Origin of the sequence: Paenarthrobacter sp. A20 (assembly GCF_024168825.1) — a bacterium.
Classification (GTDB): Bacteria; Actinomycetota; Actinomycetes; order Actinomycetales; family Micrococcaceae; genus Arthrobacter.
Map to the genome: position 1 here is coordinate 4958584 of NZ_JALJWH010000001.1, position 19275 is coordinate 4977858.

Consider the following 19275-nt stretch of genomic DNA (forward strand, 5'->3'; position numbering starts at 1 on the left):
GGCATACTCTCTCTACATGAGTCCAGACGCCTTGGTTGAAGATATTGCGCACCTCTTGGAAGTCTGGGTAGCCGGCTGGTCCGGCTGCCGCGGCTATGAATCACGCCTGGAGGGCCGCTTCCCTGCTGCATTTCGCGCCGATAAAACCGGTGATTGGGAGTATTTTGCCCATGATCCCTCGGACGAAGAGTTCACCGCTCTGGCTGGCAAGACCACAGAAGCCCCCACCAGGATCCTGACAGTCCTCACCAACGACGTCCAAAGGTACAAGTACCTGGCTGAACAGCACGGGCTGACCGTGACGTCGGCGTCGCAAACCATGATGATCGTGGACATGGAAACCCAGGATTCCGAGGATCCGTGGCTGCCCGACGACGACCTTGAACTGGCCACCTCCGAATCCAACGGAGTCCACTACGCCGTGGTCCATTCCGGCGAGCAGGTGGCTGCCAGCGGCCGGGTTTTCGTGGTGGACCGTACCGCCGTCTTCGACAAGATCGTCACCGAACCGGACTTCCAACGCCGTGGGCTGGGAAGCTTCATCATGAAGGCCCTCGCCGCCCAAGCGTTCTCGCATGATGTGGAGAACGGGCTCTTGCTGGCATCCCTTGACGGCCAGAAGCTTTACTCCCACCTTGGCTGGGACGTCGTGGGCCACGTGCTCATGATGTCCGGCAGCGGCGCTGAAGGGTCCGACCTTTCCGGGGCGTAACTTCTCGGCTGACGGCTGATTGAGCCAGGTTCGACGGCGGCGCCCCCGGGTGCCGCCGTCGGCATGCCCGCACAGTGACAGAATGATTCGGTGGCTGCACCTCATTCATTGATCTCCCTGCTGGGCCGGACGCCGGACCCGGAGCAGCTGCGCCATGTCCACACCATCCCTGCCAGAAAAGCCGTCAACGAGCCGTGGCCGGGCTGGGTGCATCCCGACGTCGTGGCAGCCTATGGAACCTTGGGGATCCACGAACCGTACCGGCACCAGATCCAGGCCGCCGACCTCGCCCACTCGGGCCAGCACGTGGTCATCGCCACCGGGACAGCTTCGGGTAAGTCGCTCGCCTACCAGTTGCCTGCCTTGGACGCGATACACCGCTCCGAACTGCGGGTCCTGTCCGATCCCGGGAAGATCCACGACGACGGTGCCGTCACCCTCTATCTGTCGCCCACCAAGGCCCTGGCCGCTGACCAGCTTGCAGCGATCCGCGCGTTGAAGCTGCCCACAGTTCGTGCAGAAACATACGACGGCGACACCGACGTTGCGTCGCGCCGCTGGATCCGTGATCACGCGAACTTCATCCTGGCCAACCCGGACATGCTGCACTTCGGTATCCTGCCCAACCACACCTGGTGGGCAAAGTTCTTCCGGCGGCTGCGCTACGTCATCGTGGATGAAGCCCACAGCTACCGCGGTGTCTTCGGCTCCCACGTCGCCAATCTGATGCGCCGCCTCCGACGGATCTGCGCCTACTACGGAGCGGGAAACACCTTCCCCGAGCCTGTGTTCATTGCGGCATCCGCCACGGCCTCCGACCCCGGAGTTTCCTTCGGACGGCTCATCGGCGCTCCAGTGAGGGAAGTATCCGAAGACTGCTCTCCCCACGGCTCCACCACAGTGGCCTTCTGGGAGCCGGCGCTCACGGACCTCAAAGGCGAGAACGGAGCCAAACAGCGACGGACCGCCGTAGCCGAAACAGCGGACATCCTGGCCAACCTCGTTTCCTCCCGCGTGCGGACCATCGCGTTCATCAAGTCGCGTCGCGGCGCCGAGTCCATTGCTTCGATCACCAAGAGACTGTTGGACGAGGTGGACCCCAGCCTGCCGGGGCGGGTGGCCGCCTACAGATCCGGGTACTTGCCCGAAGAACGGCGTGCCTTGGAGCAAGCATTGCGGTCCGGGCAGTTGCTGGGGGTCGCCAGCACGTCTGCCCTGGAACTGGGCATCGACATTTCGGGGCTCGATGCAGTGCTGGTGGCTGGATGGCCGGGCACCCGCGCTTCCCTGTTCCAGCAGATTGGACGGGCAGGACGGGCCGGACAGGATGCCATTGCGGCCTTTGTGGCCAGCGACGACCCGTTGGACACGTATCTGGTCAACCATCCCGAGGCCATCTTTGATGTGTCCGTGGAAGCCACCGTGTTTGATCCCGGTAATCCCTACGTCCTCGGTCCGCACTTGTGTGCGGCCGCGGCGGAGTTGCCGATCGGTCCTGCCGAGCTTGAACTCTTCGGTCCAACAGCCGAAGGCCTTCTCGATCGGCTGGTGGTTCAGGGATACCTCCGAAAGCGGCCCGCCGGATGGTTTTGGACACATCCGGAGAGCGCCGCAGGCATGGTAAACCTCCGGGCCGACGGAGGCGGGCCTGTCAGCATCGTCGATGCCGAGACCGGGTCCCTCCTGGGAACCATGGACTCGCCACAAACCCACTACCAGGCCCATACGGGTGCCATCTACGTGCACCAGGGCGAGAGCTACCTTGTGGAGGACCTGAACGAAACCGACCATTGCGTCATGGTGCGGCGCGTCAACCCCGATTTCTACACCACGGCCCGGGACGTGACCCAGATCGAGGTCCTCGAAACATCCCGTTCGGTGCAGTGGGGCGACATCACCGTGCATTTCGGCGACGTCAAAGTGACTACGCAAGTTGTCTCCTTTCAGCGGAAGGCACTGATCTCAAATGAGATCCTTGGCGAGGAGCCCCTCGAACTGGGGGCCCGCGATCTGTTTACCAAGGCCGTCTGGTTTGTGGTGGACAACCGCTCGCTTCACGGAGCCGGCCTGGTGGAAGCGGAATTTCCCGGGGCGCTGCATGCGGCCGAACATGCGGCCATCGGGCTCCTTCCTTTGGTGGCATCAAGCGACCGCTGGGACATCGGAGGGGTTTCCACCGCCCTGCACGCCGACACCGGTGTGCCCACGATCTTCGTGTACGACGGCCATCCAGGCGGCGCTGGATTCGCAGAGCGGGGCTTTGACAAGGCCAAGATCTGGCTGACCGCCACGAGGGAGGCCATCAAAGCATGTGAGTGTGAAAACGGCTGCCCGTCTTGTGTGCAATCCCCTAAGTGCGGCAACAAGAACAACCCGCTGGACAAGGCAGCCGCCATCACATTGCTGGGAGTCCTGTTGAAGGACGCCGTCTAAGGACGGCCCCGCCCAGGCAGAAGAGCCAGCGCCCGCAGCCTACGGGGGTGGTCCCGCCCGCGCCCGGCCGGTGGCAACTCCCCAGTCCAAGGGGTGGTCCAACTCGACACCGACTTCCACCACGTTCCCTCCGACCACGGTGCAGGAAGTCAGGGTTGCATCGTGGCGCCCGGCCACGTCCGACGCCACCGCACACGGATCTCCCGATGTGAGGCCCCGCGCGGCATCTGCGGCAGCAAGAGCCGCGAGGTCAGCCGCCGATGCGGCCCGGGACGCCAGCACCCCCGCCTGCGCCAGGAGGAGCACTCCAACGAGCAATGCCATCACGACTGCTCCCAAGGTCAGGGCAAGAACCGTTCCCGCCCCGCTCTCATGATGGGAACGTATCGGGGACGGCATCACGGGACACCTGACCCGATGGCGGGTTCGGCACCGGCGGATTCGGCACGGGCTGAAGCCGACGCTGACAGTGTCCACGGGATCAGTGGGCCCAGGGCACCACCAACGGGCGACGAGGCTGTCACTGTGAGCCAGACGCCGTCGTCGACCAGCGACGAACTAACGCCCTCCCCGGCAAGCCTCCGGACAATCCCATCTACCGAGGCCGCTGTTTCGCCCCGGGCCGATGCCCGCGCTCCCGCCCTGGCGGCCTCCTCCAGCCGCAGTTGAGTGATGCCCGCAGCGCCGCCTGCCAGCAGGAAGGCCAGAAGCAGCATCACGGCAGGCAAAGCGACGGCAAATTCAGCAGTGACAGCGCCCCGATCCTGCTTGCTCCAGGACGCTCGCCGGCGGGCAGGCAGCGCGCACGTCATGGCAAGGACAGTGCGGTGCGGATCAGATTGAGAAGGAAGCCGCGAACCTCTTCACTGCGAAGAATGACCACCAGCAGGCCCGCAAGACCTACGGCGGCAAGGGTAGCAATGGCGTACTCAGCGGTAGCCATACCCACTTCCGAACCCATCAGCTGTGTCCTTGCCCAGAAACCATCGTCCTCACGTCGCCCCTCCTCGAATTCCTCAAATTCGTCGAATCCAAGTTCGAACTCCCCGATTTCTTCCTCAAGATCGAATCGCTCAAGGTCGTTAGGTTCCAGCTCGTACTCGGAGAGCTCGTACGGCTGGGTTGTCACCGGTTCCAGGGAAGGAGCCTCCGGGACTCCAAAGGGAGCCGGCCGATCCTCGAGCCTGTCATCGAGAATGCCTGGAAGCGTGGTGGAATGTGTTTTCACGGTGGTTTTCCTTTCAGGAGTGCCAGCGGGTCCGCCGACTGATTTGACTCTTCCGTGGCTGGGTGTTGCCCGTAAGAAGGGGATTCCTTCAAGTGGATAACCCTGACGAACCGCTGGATGTGGAGGGGCAGTGGGGCCATATCCATGGCTCAACCGGAGGGAAGCATCGCGATCAGTACGGGAACGATGCCCAGGCAGATGAAGGCCGGCAAGGAGCACAGTCCCAGGGGTACAACAAGCTTTACGCCCAAGGCAGCGGCCCTCTTCTCCGCGGCCCGGAACTGTTCCCGACGATCCCGGGCAGCCTGTGCGTAGAGAATGGAGGCCGACGGCGCCCCGGTCAGCGCTGCAAAAGCCAAGGCCTCCTTCAATCGGACCACCTCTGGCGCGTGCTTGCTTGGGCTCCGCCAAGCAGTGTCCCAAGCGGCGCCCATTGCCAGCGCAGCCACCACGGGCCTCAAGGATTGGCTGATGGGCGGCGAGGCACACCTGGCAATGAGCTCCAGTGCCCGCCCGATGCCGGCACCGGCGTCGAGCATGGACGCCACCAGCTCCAACATCATCGCGGTGTCGCGAAGACCATCGATCGGTGCGGTGACGTCGGCCAGGGCGCTGCGGCTTTCCGGGCCGGACGAATCCGCCGGAGCCGTTGCCCCGTCGGCTCCGGCCAACAACTTTGCCCTCACCGCCCGCACTCGGATCGGCGCTGCAAAACAAACGAATGCTGCCAGGGACACCATCAAAATCATCAGTAAGACCGGAGCGCCGGGCATCACATGCCTCCGGCTGCAGACGCCACCAGCCGTGAGGACCAGACGCGGCCAACCACTGTCAGGAGGAGCCCGGCAGCGAAGGTAGCCACTCCCAAAAAGTTGTCCAGCAAGATTCCCAAGGGATCCACGCCCAATGCCATCCCCAACACCAGCCCGAACACCGGGAGCCACGACAACAGCCGGACGGTCGCTTTTGGTCCGGCGAGCGCCGTCTGTCGTGCAGCTTCGGCGTCCTCTTCGGCTTCAAGCTGGGCAGCAAACCGGGTGAGAAGATCGGCGAGTGGACAGCCGCTTGTTTCTGACACTTCAAGGCACGCTGCCAGTTCCATCCACACACGTCGCTCAGAACTTCCCCGCCGGGGATACATCCTTGCGACCGCCTGGCGAATCGCATCTGCCGGCGGGTTTCCCACAGTGGACGCTGCCCGCGCTGCGGCCACGACCAGCAAGGATTCCGGGGTGAGTCCAGCGGTCACCTGCTCCGTTTCCGGTGCCGTGCTGCCGTGGTGGGTCAGCCTCGGAGCGTGCACCGCCCATAGCTCCTCCCACAGGCTGGAAGTTCCCCGCCCGCCCCGAAGCAGCGCCGCGAGCTGTTGTACCAGCACCACAAGCGAGACGGCCTCTCGCCGCTTGCGCCGCCACAGGCGTCCAGACCACAATCCGGCAAGGGAGAGATAGCCGTCGTTCCCGCGCGCAGGCTCACCCAGGCTCCTCCGAACACGCCGGCCATCGGCGCGGTGGCCCCTGAGCTGCAGCCAGGCCGCGAGCATTGCAACGAGGACAAAAGCACCCATTACGCGTCCTCCCCGAATATCGGTGAACACCTGCGCGGTGTGCCGGGGTCCTGCAAGTCGATGCCGGGCGTTCCGTTCTGCTGGGGCCAGCCGTGGGCAGGCACCTCAGGGGAGAGCCGCGCGGCGAGTTCGGGCCAGGCCGGCCCCTGGGTCATTCCTGACGGATGCCAGCTCAGGGCCGGCACCACCTTCTGGCCTTCGAGGGTGTCGGCCAGCACCCCGATGGAAGCAACTTTCCGTCCCGTTGGGGTTCGGTCGACATGGATGACGACGTCCAAGGCACTGGAAACCTGCAACCGGACAGCTTCTGCATTCAAGCCCGCGAGCGCACCGAGAGCTACCAACCTTGCGGGCACAGCCTCTGCCGTATTGGCGTGGATGGTCCCGCCGCCGCCGGTGTGCCCCGTGTTGAGTGCTGTCAGCAATTCACGGACTTCAGCGCCGCGGCACTCTCCTACGATCAACCGGTCCGGTCGCATGCGAAGGGCCTGGCGGACCAACTCACCAAGGTCCAGTGCACCTCCGCCCTCAAGGTTTCCATGCCGGGATTCCAGCGTCACCACATGGGGGTGGACGGGGTTGAGCTCGGCAGCGTCCTCTATCAGGACCAACCGCTCGTTCGGATGGCTCAGGCCAAGCATCGTGGACAGCAGGGTTGTCTTGCCGGAGCCAGTGGCCCCGCTGATCAGAAAACTTAGCTTTTGCCCCATGATGGCCCGCAGGACGTACTCTACGGTCTCGGAAAACATGCCGAGCTCCCTTAGCTCGGTCAGGGTGAACACATTCTCGCGGCGGATGCGGATCGACAGTAGCGTCCCCGTGATGGATATGGGTGCCAGGACTGCATGAACCCGATAGCCGCCCTTGAGGCGGACGTCCACGCAGGGAGAACCATCATCCAGTCGACGGCCTCCTGCGGCAACCAGCCTGGCAGCCAAAGACCTGACCTGTTGTTCGGTCTCGAAGTGAACCGAAGATCGTTCCAAACCCTGCCCGCGGTCCAGCCATACGGATTCCGGACCGTTGACGAAGACGTCCGTCACGGCGGGATCCCGGGCAAGTTGCTGCAGCGGTCCCAGACCGTTCAGCTCTGCGTTGATCGATTCGGCTGCCTCCAAAGCTCCTGCGGTGCCCAGTAACCTGCCACTTGCCTGTACTGCTGCTGCGACGGTGGACGGCGTGACGGGTCCGTTGCCCGCCAGCACAGACTCCCGCACAGTCTCAAGGAGAAGGGAGTCGAGTTTTCGGCCCTGCCTGCGTCGCGTGCCCTCAGCGAAAGTGTTCACTGGATGGCCCCGTTCAGTTCCAGCACGGACATGGCAAAGCGGTTTACTGGCTTACGACGCCCGAGTTCAAGTAAGCGTCCCAATTCCGTGGCGGTTGCCACCCCCCTTATCTCAGGGACAACGCCCAACAATGGCAGTCCCAGTGACTCGGCAATCAGGCCAGCGTCCACTGACGAGGTGGTGCTCCCCCGGACCAGGAGCCCTGCGTCCACGGGCGGGAGCTCGTTGACGATGCGCCCTGCTGCTACGGCCGATGTGAGGTGGGCCTTGGCCAGTAGCAGGATCCTGTCGCAATCCCAGGCCAGGGTCTTCAGGCCCTCGCCGTTTCGCCCGATGTCCACCAGGATGAGTTCAAAGCTCCTGCGTGCAGCGTCCAGGACAGCGGCCACGGCACCGGCATCGGGCCCTTGGACCGGATCCCGCGCTCCAGGCCACGACAGATAGGCAAAACCGCCCGCCACGGGCAGGGAATCCCTGAACTTGGCGGGGTCGATGCTGCCCCGGGTTTCTGAGAAATCAGGCCAACGGAGGCCGGGAATGTCCTCAGCCGTGACGGCCAGCTCCAGGCCACCGCCCCATGGATCACCGTCGATGAGCATGGTGCTGACACCGTGGTCAGCCGCTGCTTGGGCGAGCCAGATTGCCGTGGTGGTGGCGCCGGCCCCACCACAGCCACCGATAATTCCGATGACCACGCCTCCAGGGTCCGGAGAGCCGGACATGCTGAGGTGTTCAGCCAACCAGGCCGCGGCCTCAGGAAGGACTGCCACCCGTTCAGCTCCAAGGGCAGCGGCCAGCCTCCATAGTCCGTCTCCTTCGGCGGCCCTGCCCAGCAGGACCGTTGGCCCTCGTCGTCGCGGGGGCAACTCGCGCACGTCGCTGCCCACCAAGACAACGTCGGCGCTGTCCCAACCGTGAACAGCTTCAGTGACATCCGCAGCCATTGAGAGGCTTCCGCCAGCGGCTGCAACTATCCGCTTGGCTTCTTCCTGAAGGTAGGGGTCTGCGGAGACGAGCAGTATCCCGGCAGCATCGCGTGGAACCCAGGATCCGTCTGTTTCCGCTTCTCCGGAGTGGTTGCTGGTGTGCCTGTGCCGACGATCTCTCTTACTCATGGGACCCACATTGGTGGACCCGGCGAACCACGGTAAGTGACCCGGCCCCCTATGTGCACAAGCTGGCAAACTTGGTGCCTGTGGAGGTGCAGTGACACCGGCACAGCTGCCCCGCCCACACAGGGCAGAATGGAGACCATGTACTTGCTGCTCGCCGCCCACCCGGAAGGGGCAGCCATACAGAGGATCTCCCCCACAGGAAAAGCGACAGCGGACGCACGCATCGTCGCACGGGGTGAGCTGCCCGCCGTCGTGCGTGAATACGAAGCCCAGCGGCCCCGCTGGGTCTGGCACCGCGCCATGGACTGGTACCCGGAACTGTTAACTCACGGCATCGAGCTGGAGCGGTGCCATGACCTCTCGCTGTGCGCGGCAATCCTGGCGCACTCTGAATTCACCGCTCACACGGACTATGCCCGGCATGCGGTCAAGCTCACCCAGGACGACGACTCAACACCGCCACGCGTCCTCCAACCACCACCGCCTCCCGCGGACCAAGGCGCCCTGTTCGAGGACCCTTCGCCGTCAATCGCCAAAGCAGGGCTCCCCGAACTCAAGGAGGAATTCGGAGCGCAGCAGCATGCAATTGCCCAGGTCCCCACGGATGGGCAGCGAAAGCAACGCCTCCAACTACTGCTCGCCGCCGAATCAGCCTGCGCCATCATCGCCGTCGAGATGCAACACGCCGGTGTCCCATGGCGCGAAGAGCTTCATCAGCAGATACTCGCCGACGTTCTGGGCCCCCGGCCGCCTTTGGGACACAGACCTCCCGCCCTTGAAGCGCTCTGCACCGAGCTCAGGAGCATCCTCAATTCCCCGGGCCTGAACCCGGACTCACCGCAGGACCTCATGCGTGCCCTGCACAGGAACGGCATCGAGGTGAAAAGCACCCGCCAATGGGAGCTCCAGGAGTCCAACCATCCTGCCATCCAGCCGCTGCTCGCCTACAAGAAGCTGTCCCGCCTTCACACAGCCAATGGTTGGGCGTGGCTGGACGCGTGGGTGCGTGACGGCAGGTTCCACCCGGAGTACGTCGTTGGCGGCGTGGTGTCCGGACGCTGGGCCTCGCGAGGTGGTGGAGCACTCCAGATCCCGCGCAACATCCGGGGTGCGGTCCATGCCAATCCCGGCCACAAGCTCATCGTCGCCGATGCCTCTCAATTGGAACCCCGCGTACTGGTTGCTCTGGCCCAGGACACCAAGATGGCGGAAGCCGCCCGCGATAAGGACCTATATGCAGGCATCGCCGCACAAGGTTTCGGCGGCGACCGGGCGAAGGCGAAAATAGCACTGCTCGGAGCTATTTACGGCGCCACCACAGGCGAATCGGGCAGGCTCATGCCCCAACTCACCCGCACGTATCCACGCGCCGTCGGATTCGTGGAGCAAGCCGCCCGGCAGGGCGAAGCGGGCAAGACGGTGACTACCCGGCTCGGCCGAAGCAGCCCACCCCCGTCGGCCGGCTGGTTGCGGAGCCAGCAATCCACCTCAGCGGAGGAACAGCGTCGTGCCGACAACCTGGCCAGGTCACGGGGCCGTTTCACCCGCAACTTCGTTGTCCAGGGCTCAGCCGCTGAGTGGGCGGCGTGCTGGCTGGCAGAACTACGACGGCGGTTGCGGACCATGCGGGCCGAAGGCTCACCTTCCGGTGAACTCGTCTTCTTCCTGCACGACGAAGTGATGGTTCACGCCCCCGACGACGCCGTGGACGCCTGCATCCAGGCCATCGAGGAAGCGGCTACAGCGGCGAAGGAACTCATGTTCGGACGGATTCCCGTGGAGTTCCCGGTCAGTGTCGCCGTGGTCGATTCCTATGACAAGGCAAAGTAGCCGCTGCACACTAACCGGAACCCCGTGGACTATCCAGTCACATCTCGCCATATGAGGCGGAATGACCTGCCTCATGACCGGTACCGCCAAGTAACTTTTGTTCTCCCCCGGTTCTGGATACTTTCGCTATGTGGATGGATGTGCCGGTCCACATGTGCATGCAAGGAAGCATCAAGGGGGAACAGCAATGGCTGGCAGGTTTGAAATTCTCAGAGACACCGACGAAAAGTACCGGTTCCGGCTGACAGCGGCCGACGGAACCGTCGTGGCCGAATCACCCACGTTCACGCACCTCTCAGGCGTCATTGCCGGCATCAATGCAGTGCGGGAGAACGCCGCAACCGGGCTGATCGTGGACCGTTCGACGGCGGCTCGCAAGGCTGCCTGAGAAGAACCGCCGGTGGTACCGGAGCGGCGCTGGAGTCGACGGCTACTGGAGGTCGACGTCGCGCAGCTTGTCCGTTTCCCACGGAACGGTCCAGCCCAGTTCGTCGAAGAGCCCACTGAGGACCATCCCGGTAAAGCCCCAGACCAGGACGCCATTAACTGTGAAGCCGGGGCTGGTGTAGGTACGCCCGAAACGCGAAATGGTGGCCGTTACACGGTTGACGGGATCCAGGAGGTCACGCACCGGAACCCTGAATACCTGTGCTGATTCGGCGTAGTCCACCACTCCAACGGGCGACGGCGCATCCCACCACCCCAGCACTGGTGTCACGCGGAAGTTGCTGCGGATGAGTCCAAGCTCGGGTATGACGCCGAGCACGCGCACACCGCTTGCGTCCAGACCCGTTTCCTCCACGGCTTCACGCAGCGCCGCAGCCACCACTGAGTCGTCTTCCGGATCCACGCTGCCGCCCGGGAAGGCCACCTGCCCGGGGTGGTCGTCAAGGGTATGTGCGCGCTCCAGCAACAAGACGTCCAGGTCCGCCGGGGCAAGAGGGCGCCCCGACGCGGCGGGGACATCATCCAGCACGCCGAAAAGCATCAGCACGGCAGCAGGCCGGTTGGTTTCCTGGGTGACTGGAAGCCTTTCCCACAGCGCCGAGTGCTGTTGCTCGCCCGCCTCGAAACGGGTGACCAGCGCCGATAACTCTTCAAGCGCGGTCACCCGGGCCTCCTTTGCGATTCCATCCGGATCTCCGCGGCACGGTGGGTCTCGGCCAGGAGCTTCTCCAACAACGCCTCACTGCCCGGAGCGAGCTCGTACTTCAGCAGCTTGGCCGCCTTGACCGGGTCAGTTTCGCCGTCGCCATAGCTGGGGCAGAGACTGGCAACAGGGCAGGCACCGCACGCTGGCTTCCTGGCATGGCACACCCGTCGGCCGTGGAACACCACCCGGTGCGACAACATGGTCCAGTCCTTGGGTTCAAACAGTTCGGCGACGTCGAACTCGATCTTCACTGGATCATCGGAGGCCGTCCACCCGAAACGGCGGGCCAACCGTCCGAAGTGCGTGTCCACCGTGATCCCGGGAACACCGAAGGCATTCCCCAAAACCACGTTTGCGGTCTTGCGCCCAACCCCTGGAAGCGTCACCAGGTCTTCCAGCCGTCCCGGGACCTCGCCGTCGTACTCATCCACCAGACGGTTGCTGAGCGCCAGGACGTTCCGGGCCTTGGCACGGAAGAAGCCCGTTGGCTGAAGAATTGTCTCCAGCTCAATGGGATCCGCTTCGGCCAGGGCCCGCGCATCCGGGTACCGGGCAAACAGGATCTTGGTGACCTGGTTGACCAGGACGTCGGTGGTCTGGGCTGAGAGGACCGTGGCCACCACCAGCTCAAACGGGTTCCGGAAATCAAGTTCCGCATGGGCGTAGGGATACTTTTCCGCCAGGACCCTGTTGATCTTGCGGGCACGGCGTTTGAGTGCGAGCAGCGAACCAGCTTCAGCGATGGCCACGGGATCCCTGCTTAGCCGCGTTCGATGTTGCTGAGCTCCCGAAGAACCCCAACCTTGCCGTCGGTGTCCTGCACCAGGAATTCATGACCTCGGTCCTCCAGTGCAAGCACCCAACCACCGGGCTCAATGGTGAAGGCAGGAGTTCCCGAGTGTTCGTCGTAGGCAGTCCGGGGTTGGGCCACAGCGAACCAGAACGCCTCATACTGCGGGGAATCGGAGTCGTCCGGCCGGCTGGCAGGGTCCACGGTGGCACCGATGGAGTCGCTGACCTTCCTGGTGTCCCCCGAGACAATGGGGGTTGCCATGGTGGCAGCCCACGGCTGCTGGGTGGCAGCCTGCTGCGTGGCGTGCTGCGTAGTAGCGGGCTCAGCGACGGCCGGGGACTTTCCTGATTCGGTCTTTGCCTCAGCACCCTTCACGATCTCCTGCTCCCGTGACGGCGCGGAAGGAGGAGTGCCAGCACCGGACGGTGCCTGGGCAGCTACAGGACCAGCCGCTGAAGGGTCAGTCACTTCTGCTGGCCTGCCGTCCGCTGAAGGGGCGTCCGCTGCACGGCCGTCCGCTGAATGCACGACGGCGGGGGCTTCCGTCGCCGGCGACGGTGCAGCGGAATAGGTCGCCGGCGGAGCGAAGGGGCTGGAACCTGCGGCGGTACCGGCAGCGCCGGCAGCGCCGGCACCGGGAGCACCCGCGCCGGGCGCTCCCGTGGAGGCTGCAGCAGCCGATGCAGCGGGAGCCTGGAGCCCCGAAGCCTGCGTACCCGACGACTCCGGACCCGGAGCCTGTGCCCCGGCGACTGAGGGGCCCGGAGCGGGATACCCGGACGTCGCACCTTGGAAGCCGGGAGTCGAAGCGCCAATGGAAGTGCCCTCAGCCGGCTTGGCAGCATTGGGCTCCTTGGGCGCTTTAGGCGATGCGGGCTTACGGCTCGGCACTATGGCTTCGCGGGCAACAACATGGGCCGGGACTTCGGCACGGCCCTTGAAATCAGCGGAGAGCCACGGAAGATGCGGGGCCAGGACGGTTGCAGCCAGCAAACCTACGGAGCCGACCAAACCCAACAAAACGCCGCCGTTGAACGAGTTGGCGATGGTCAGGAAAAAGAGCGGGAAGGCGAAAGAGGCCGTGACGGACGCGAACTGGTCAACGGACAATGAGCCGACGCGGACGATGGTTCCCGGCTGCAATCTGCGGGCAACGAACAGTGCCACGACGACCAACGGAAGGATGATGCCGAGCAACAGGAAGAACAGGTTTCCAAGGTTCCATAGGTTGTAGCGTGCTCCGAACATCGGCAACAGGGACGCAACGAACATCAGCAGCGTGGAGCCGAAGACAGTCAGGTCCCGAATGGTGAACGGCCCCAGGACGGCGTCGTACTTGGCTACGTCCTTCGTGGCAGCGTCGTTCTTAAGGGGTCCTCCGGACGTACCTGTTGCGGTGGCCGTTCCAGCCGTGGTGTCCGGTCCCGTCGGTTGTGAGTCGTGCGGGCCTGGGCTCAGCTGGTTCATCTATTTCTCCTTCGTACGGCGGTGTCCTGGGCAGTCCGGTCCGGTGATCCCGCAGGATTCCGCGGAAAACCGGACACACCTGACGATGCGTCCCAGGACTTCTTCAGCCTATGCCACCCCACTGACAGGGTTCTAGCTGAAAACGGCCATCCAGCTTCGCCCACAGCAAACTCCAAGGTTCCTTACAGAAAGTGCCCCGGCTTGGTGGCGTCGACAGCGGCGGGCAGGTGCCGCCGTCGTCGTCATGTAAGCGGTTCCCCACCGCCGGTGGCGCCATTCGTCGCTAAATCCGCGCCGCTCGCTGGCACGTTTGTGATGACGCACACGTAGGACCTTTCAAAGCGATAGTGTTGATGGCGGACAGCACTCTGCGGACCTTTCGGGGAGACGCTCGACGCCGACGACGGCCCGGGCGGGAACCTCGCGGCAGGTTCCGCGCAGCAAAGATCGATGAATGATGAGGTTCACCATGTCCCAGGACACCACCGGATCCACGGCCACCGCTGCAGCTTCAACAGCTCACAACGGTCAGGCCCCCCACGTTGAGGCGCTTGAAAACCTCCTCCACGAGAACCGCAGGTTCGCGCCGTCGGCCGAATTCGCCGCGAACGCAGTCACAAGCGCGGACGCCTACAAAGAGGCTGAAGCTGATCGCCCTGCGTTCTGGGCCAAGCAGGCCCGTGAACTGCTGACCTGGGACAAGGACTTCACCGAGGCCCTGGATTGGTCCAACCCGCCGTTCGCCAAGTGGTTCGTCGGCGGCGAGATCAACGCTGCGTACAACGCGCTGGACCGTCACGTGGAGAACGGCCTGGGCGACCGCGTGGCCATCTACTTCGAAGGCGAACCGGGCGACACCCGCAGCTACACGTATGCGGAGCTGACCAAGGAGGTCAAGAAAGCCGCCAACGCGTTCGAGTCCCTCGGCGTTGCCAAGGGCGACCGCGTGGCCGTATACCTGCCCATGATCCCCGAAGCCGTCATCACGCTCTTGGCCTGCGCCAGGATCGGGGCAGTGCACTCCGTGGTGTTCGGTGGCTTCTCCGCCGACGCGTTGCGTTCCCGGATCGAGGACGCCGAAGCCAAGCTCGTGGTCACCGCCGATGGCACCTACCGCCGCGGCAAGCCCAGCGCCCTGAAGCCGGCCGTGGACGAAGCCCTCTCCAAGGAAGGTCATACGGTCCAGAACGTTGTTGTGGTCAAGCGCAACGGCGAGGACGTCAACTGGGTGGAAGGCCGCGACCTCTGGTGGTCTGAAACCGTAGACAAGGCAGATACGGAGCACACCGCCGTCGGGCACGACTCCGAGCACCAGCTGTTCATCCTCTACACCTCAGGCACCACCGGAAAGCCCAAGGGCATCCTGCACACCACCGGCGGCTACCTCACCCAGGGCGCCTACACCCACAAGGCCGTGTTCGACCTCCACCCCGAAACGGACGTGTACTGGTGCACCGCCGACGTCGGCTGGGTCACGGGCCACTCGTACGTCACCTACGCGCCGCTCATCAACGGCGCCACCCAGGTCATGTACGAAGGCACTCCGGACTCCCCGCACCAGGGCCGCTGGTGGGAAATCGTGGAGAAGTACAAGGTCTCCATCCTGTACACCGCCCCTACCGCCATCCGGACGTTCATGAAGTGGGGCCGGGACATCCCGGACAAGTACGATCTCTCCTCCATCCGCGTCCTGGGCTCCGTGGGCGAATCCATCAACCCCGAAGCGTGGATGTGGTACCGGGACGTCATCGGCGCCAACGCCGGTAAGAACGGCGAAAAGAAGGAACACCCCGCCCCGATCGTGGACACCTGGTGGCAGACAGAAACCGGCGCACAGATGATCGCGCCGCTGCCTGGCGTCACGGCCACCAAGCCCGGCTCGGCCCAGGTTCCGCTGCCCGGCATCGCCGTGGACGTGGTGGACGAGGCCGGCCAGTCCGTGGCCAACGGTGAAGGCGGCTACCTGGTGGTCCGCGAGCCGTGGCCCTCCATGCTCCGAGGCATCTGGGGCGACCCGGAACGCTTCAAGGACACCTACTGGTCCCGGTTCGAGGCCATGTACTTCGCCGGCGATGGCGCCAAGAAGGACGAAGACGGCGACGTCTGGCTCCTGGGCCGCGTGGACGACGTCATGAACGTCTCCGGCCACCGCCTCTCCACCACGGAAATCGAATCCGCCCTCGTCAGCCACCCTTCCGTCGCTGAAGCAGCCGTCGTTGGCGCCGCTGACGAGACCACCGGACAGGCCGTCGTCGCGTTCGTCATCCTGCGCGGTGACGCCGTGAACAACGGCGACGAAACCGTCCTGGAGCTGCGCAACCACGTGGGCAAGGAAATCGGCCCGATCGCCAAACCCAAGCAGCTCCTGATCGTCCCGGAACTGCCCAAGACGCGCTCCGGCAAGATCGTCCGCCGCCTCCTGAAGGACATCGCAGAAGGCCGCGACACCGGAGACGCCACCACCCTGGCCGACCCCGGCATCATGACCCAGATCGCGGAGTCGCTGCGTAAGTAGGCAATTCTCGACGGCGCCGCTCGCCTCACACGGTGAGCGGCGCCGTCGTGAGTTCGGCCGGTTGCGTGACGACGCCGCGACTGGATTTGCCGCCGGGTTGCGAAACTGCGTCCTAGACTGGAGCCAGACTCAGCCTCACGTCTACGAGGCTCTCCAGAAAGGCCCTGATGCTTCAGGCAGCACGCCACTCCGCCATCATCGATGCCGTCCAGCGCGAACGCGTGGTGCGCGTCTCCGACCTCGCCCAACTGCTGGGCGTCTCCCCCATGACCGTCCGGCGGGACATCGAAGCCCTCGAGGAAACGGGCCGTGTGGAACGTATCCACGGCGGTGCGAAGCTTCCCGGTGATGCGAGCACCCATGAACCGGGCTTCGAGTTGAAGTCCACACAGCTCACTGCAGAGAAGCACGCGATTGCCGTCGAAGCCGCCACCTTGGTCCAGGAAGGCATGGCCATCGGCCTCAGCGCCGGCACCACCACATGGGCCCTGGCTCAGGAACTGGTTCACGGGCCGCGTATCACCGTGGTCACCAACTCCGTGCGGATCGCGGATCTGTTCCACCACGGCGCATCATCGGGCCCCGGCCGTTTCGGCTCCACTGTGATCCTGATCGGCGGCGAGCGCACTCCGTCGGATGCTTTGGTGGGTCCGATTGCGACGGCTTCCCTGAAGCAGCTCCACTTGGATGTCCTGTTCCTGGGAGTCCACGGTATGGATGCGCAGGCCGGCTTCACCACGCCGAACCTGCTCGAAGCGGAGACGGACCGTGCCTTCATGTCGTCCGCCCGGAGCACCGTTGTCCTGGCCGATCACAGCAAGTGGGGCGTGGTGGGCATCGCCTCGATCGCCCAGTTGGAAGAGGCCGACGAGCTGATCACGGATTCGCTGCTGGGCGAGGACGCCCGACGTGTGCTGGCCGAGAATGTGGCCAAGCTGCGGATTGCGGAGGCTTAGCCCAAGTAGGTAGCAGTTGGGTCTCATACCGCGGGTGGAGGCAGGTCCGCAGAGTTCAACCGCGGGACTGACGCCGCGGAATGCAGTTCTTGTGGATGCTGGATATATGAACGCCATCCTCGACGCCCAGCAACTCACCAAGCACTATCCCGGCAGCATTGCCTTGGACCGCGTCGACTTCACAGCAAACGCCGGCGAGTCCATTGCGATCATCGGACCTTCCGGTTCGGGTAAGACGACACTTCTGCACTGCCTTGCCGGGATTTTGAGGCCCGACGCCGGATCGATCACCTTGAACACGCCATCGGCACCTTTGAGGCTGGACACCTTGGGTGACGCCGCGTTGTCGCGCCTCCGCCGTGAGGAGTTTGGGTTCGTCTTCCAACAGGGCATGCTCCTGCCGGAACTGACCGCCGTGGAGAACGTGGCCCTGGCGCTCATGTTGAACGGAACCGACCGGGCTACGTCAGAGTCCCGGGCGGCCGAGTGGCTTGGGGCTTTGGGCCTTGCGGGCATGGAGCAGCGCCGGTTGGGTGAGCTGTCCGGTGGGCAGGTCCAGCGCGTGGCCATTGCCCGCGCCCAGGTCACAGGTGCTCGTGTGGTCTTCGCGGACGAACCCACCGGCGCTCTGGATTCTGCAACGTCCAACGAAGTCCTGGACGTTTTGCTTCGCTCAGTGGCAGCCAACGGCCGCACGTTGCTGGTGGTGACGCATGATCCCAACGTGGCGGCCCGCTGCCAACGCGTGGTGGAATTGCGCGACGGCCGGATCGTGGCGGACAGTGGCAGCGCGGTTGCCGCTCCCGCCCAGGCCGCGCCCGCCACCAACTTCAAGGGTGCCTTCAATGTCTAGCCTCTCCATGGCCCTGCGCCTCACCCCGTACCTCGCGCGGAGCAGCGGCAGCAGCCTCAGGGAAACGGGCCTCCGTGACGCCGGGTTGCCCGTACTGGCCTTCGGTACGGTCACAGCACTTCTGCTCACAGTGGCCGGGGGCTCACAAGTCTTCTGGTCTTGGTCGGATGACATCGCGGGCACTTACCAAGCGCTGGCCGTCGTCGCCATGGTCCTGCTCATCATTCCGCTCCTGACGCTCGGTGCCTCAGCCGCCCGGCTCGCCGCCCGCCGTCGTGATGACCGCCTGGCATCGTTGCGCCTGCTAGGTGCCAATAGCGGGACGGTGGTGTGGATGACTGTTATTGAGTCCACTGTCCTGGCTGCTGTGGGGGCGCTGGCGGGCGCGGGGCTGTATGCCTGCATGGCTCCGTTCCTGGGGTTGATCCAGTTCCGCGGCCAGGCAATCGGAAGCCATGCATGGCTGTCCGTCCCATCCATCCTGGGCTGCATCCTCGCCGTCTGCGTCCTGGCTGCGGCGAGTGCGGCGCTTGGACTCCGGAAGGTCGTCGTGACGCCTTTGGGCGTCAGGACCCGGCAAACGGCCGACGGCGCCCACTGGGTTCGCGGACTCATCGCGGCCGTGGTGGTGGTCATCGGCGTGGTGGCGATGGGGATGCTCAGCAGCTTTGGCGCGTTCATTGTGATCATCGCTGTCATGGGTGGCTGCTTTGGACTGGCGCTGTTGGCATTGAACCTTATGGGTCCTTGGATCCTGCGGCTGCGCGCCTCCTCACAGCTCAAGCGGGCCAAGCGACCCGAGCAACTGCTGGCCGCACGGACCGTGCTGGAGAGCCCCAAGGAATCGTGGCGGCAAGTTGGGGGCGTCGCGATGACCAGCTTTGTGGGGGTGTTCGTGGGCGTCGGCATGGCTGTGGCTGACACCATAGGTCCCGGCGCCACGGATGAAACGGCTTTGCTGGTCCGCGACATCAACACCGGTGTGATGATCACGCTGCTGGGCTCGTTCCTGATGGTGGCGTGCTCAGCGGGCGTGAACCAGGCCGCTGCGGTGCTGGACCGGGCGTCGACCCTGGTGGCCCTGGATCGAGTGGGGATGCCGCGCAAGCTCATGGTGGCGGCACGGGTCAAGGCTGTCATGTCGCCGCTCTTCCTGGTGGCCGGCATCTCGGCGGCCGCTGCTGCGGTGCTGGTCCTGCCGCTGACGGGCACCGTGTTGTTGACCCAGCCCGTGGTGTTCCTGACCATCGGCGGAGTGTTCGCGGCCGGGTTCCTGCTGGTCCGGTTGGCCGTAGCTGCAGGCACCGCGCAGATCGGCCAGGTCCTGGCCCGGCCGGAGCGCTACGCGAGCATGGACTCCTAGCCGC

General features: G+C 64.6%; 18 protein-coding genes. 8 read left to right on the forward strand and 10 right to left on the reverse strand.

Going from position 1 to position 19275, the window contains the following annotated elements:
• Window positions 1–16 precede the first annotated feature (16 nt).
• Complete coding sequence (locus J3D46_RS22930) at window positions 17–712, forward strand: GNAT family N-acetyltransferase (protein WP_231341532.1); 696 nt, start codon at window positions 17–19, stop codon at window positions 710–712.
• Between the two features lie 90 nt (window positions 713–802).
• Window positions 803–3145: a DEAD/DEAH box helicase gene (locus J3D46_RS22935; RefSeq protein WP_231341531.1), complete on the forward strand. Its 2343-nt coding sequence runs from the start codon at window positions 803–805 to the stop codon at window positions 3143–3145.
• Between the two features lie 39 nt (window positions 3146–3184).
• Here J3D46_RS22935 and J3D46_RS22940 read toward each other — a convergent pair whose 3' ends face one another.
• From J3D46_RS22940 to ssd, 7 genes are all read right to left on the reverse strand, one after another.
• A complete protein-coding gene (locus tag J3D46_RS22940) occupies window positions 3185–3544 on the reverse strand; it encodes an Rv3654c family TadE-like protein (protein ID WP_231341530.1) in 360 nt (119 codons plus the stop codon).
• Window positions 3544–3957: a TadE family type IV pilus minor pilin gene (locus J3D46_RS22945; RefSeq protein ID WP_231341529.1), complete on the reverse strand. Its 414-nt coding sequence runs from the start codon at window positions 3955–3957 to the stop codon at window positions 3544–3546. Before J3D46_RS22945 ends, J3D46_RS22940 begins: the two co-directional genes overlap by 1 nt.
• Complete coding sequence (locus tag J3D46_RS22950; protein WP_231341528.1) at window positions 3954–4373, reverse strand: DUF4244 domain-containing protein; 420 nt, start codon at window positions 4371–4373, stop codon at window positions 3954–3956. Before J3D46_RS22950 ends, J3D46_RS22945 begins: the two co-directional genes overlap by 4 nt.
• Before the next feature lie 149 nt (window positions 4374–4522).
• Window positions 4523–5146 carry a type II secretion system F family protein gene (locus J3D46_RS22955; RefSeq protein WP_231341527.1) on the reverse strand — a complete coding sequence of 208 codons (624 nt, stop codon included), beginning with the start codon at window positions 5144–5146 and terminating at the stop codon, window positions 4523–4525.
• Window positions 5146–5940 carry a type II secretion system F family protein gene (locus tag J3D46_RS22960; protein ID WP_231341526.1) on the reverse strand — a complete coding sequence of 265 codons (795 nt, stop codon included), beginning with the start codon at window positions 5938–5940 and terminating at the stop codon, window positions 5146–5148. Before J3D46_RS22960 ends, J3D46_RS22955 begins: the two co-directional genes overlap by 1 nt.
• On the reverse strand, window positions 5940–7226 hold the full coding sequence (locus J3D46_RS22965; protein WP_231341525.1) for a TadA family conjugal transfer-associated ATPase: 1287 nt from the start codon (window positions 7224–7226) through the stop codon (window positions 5940–5942). The genes J3D46_RS22960 and J3D46_RS22965 overlap by 1 nt, the downstream gene beginning before the upstream one ends.
• Window positions 7223–8341 carry a septum site-determining protein Ssd gene (gene ssd / locus J3D46_RS22970; RefSeq protein WP_231341524.1) on the reverse strand — a complete coding sequence of 373 codons (1119 nt, stop codon included), beginning with the start codon at window positions 8339–8341 and terminating at the stop codon, window positions 7223–7225. Before ssd ends, J3D46_RS22965 begins: the two co-directional genes overlap by 4 nt.
• A 138-nt stretch (window positions 8342–8479) precedes the next feature.
• Here ssd and J3D46_RS22975 point away from each other — a divergent pair, with 138 nt between their 5' ends.
• Entirely contained in the window at window positions 8480–10171 is a 1692-nt protein-coding gene (locus J3D46_RS22975; RefSeq protein ID WP_231341550.1) for a bifunctional 3'-5' exonuclease/DNA polymerase, read from the forward strand.
• Between the two features lie 187 nt (window positions 10172–10358).
• Entirely contained in the window at window positions 10359–10559 is a 201-nt protein-coding gene (locus J3D46_RS22980) for a DUF1508 domain-containing protein (protein WP_231341523.1), read from the forward strand.
• 42 nt (window positions 10560–10601) lie between these two features.
• Here J3D46_RS22980 and J3D46_RS22985 read toward each other — a convergent pair whose 3' ends face one another.
• Genes J3D46_RS22985 through J3D46_RS22995 form a run of 3 tightly spaced genes read right to left on the reverse strand, consistent with a single transcriptional unit; the run spans window position 10602 to window position 13584 of the window.
• Complete coding sequence (locus J3D46_RS22985; RefSeq protein ID WP_231341522.1) at window positions 10602–11282, reverse strand: CoA pyrophosphatase; 681 nt, start codon at window positions 11280–11282, stop codon at window positions 10602–10604.
• Complete coding sequence (gene nth, locus J3D46_RS22990) at window positions 11279–12073, reverse strand: endonuclease III (RefSeq protein WP_231341521.1); 795 nt, start codon at window positions 12071–12073, stop codon at window positions 11279–11281. Before nth ends, J3D46_RS22985 begins: the two co-directional genes overlap by 4 nt.
• 11 nt (window positions 12074–12084) lie before the next feature.
• The gene (locus tag J3D46_RS22995) at window positions 12085–13584 is read right to left on the reverse strand and encodes a hypothetical protein (protein ID WP_253469034.1); all 1500 of its coding nucleotides are present in this window, start codon (window positions 13582–13584) and stop codon (window positions 12085–12087) included.
• Window positions 13585–14053: 469 nt separating this feature from the next.
• Here J3D46_RS22995 and acs point away from each other — a divergent pair, with 469 nt between their 5' ends.
• The 4 genes from acs to J3D46_RS23015 all read left to right on the forward strand — a co-directional run bounded on the left by acs (window position 14054) and on the right by J3D46_RS23015 (window position 19271).
• The gene (gene acs / locus J3D46_RS23000) at window positions 14054–16099 is read left to right on the forward strand and encodes an acetate--CoA ligase (protein WP_253469283.1); all 2046 of its coding nucleotides are present in this window, start codon (window positions 14054–14056) and stop codon (window positions 16097–16099) included.
• Window positions 16100–16266: 167 nt separating this feature from the next.
• Entirely contained in the window at window positions 16267–17055 is a 789-nt protein-coding gene (locus J3D46_RS23005; RefSeq protein ID WP_253469036.1) for a DeoR/GlpR family DNA-binding transcription regulator, read from the forward strand.
• A gap of 106 nt (window positions 17056–17161) precedes the next feature.
• A complete protein-coding gene (locus J3D46_RS23010) occupies window positions 17162–17908 on the forward strand; it encodes an ABC transporter ATP-binding protein (protein WP_253469038.1) in 747 nt (248 codons plus the stop codon).
• Between the two features lie 7 nt (window positions 17909–17915).
• Window positions 17916–19271, forward strand: a complete 1356-nt coding sequence (locus J3D46_RS23015) for an FtsX-like permease family protein (protein WP_374110846.1) — start codon at window positions 17916–17918, stop codon at window positions 19269–19271.
• Window positions 19272–19275: the final 4 nt, after the last annotated feature.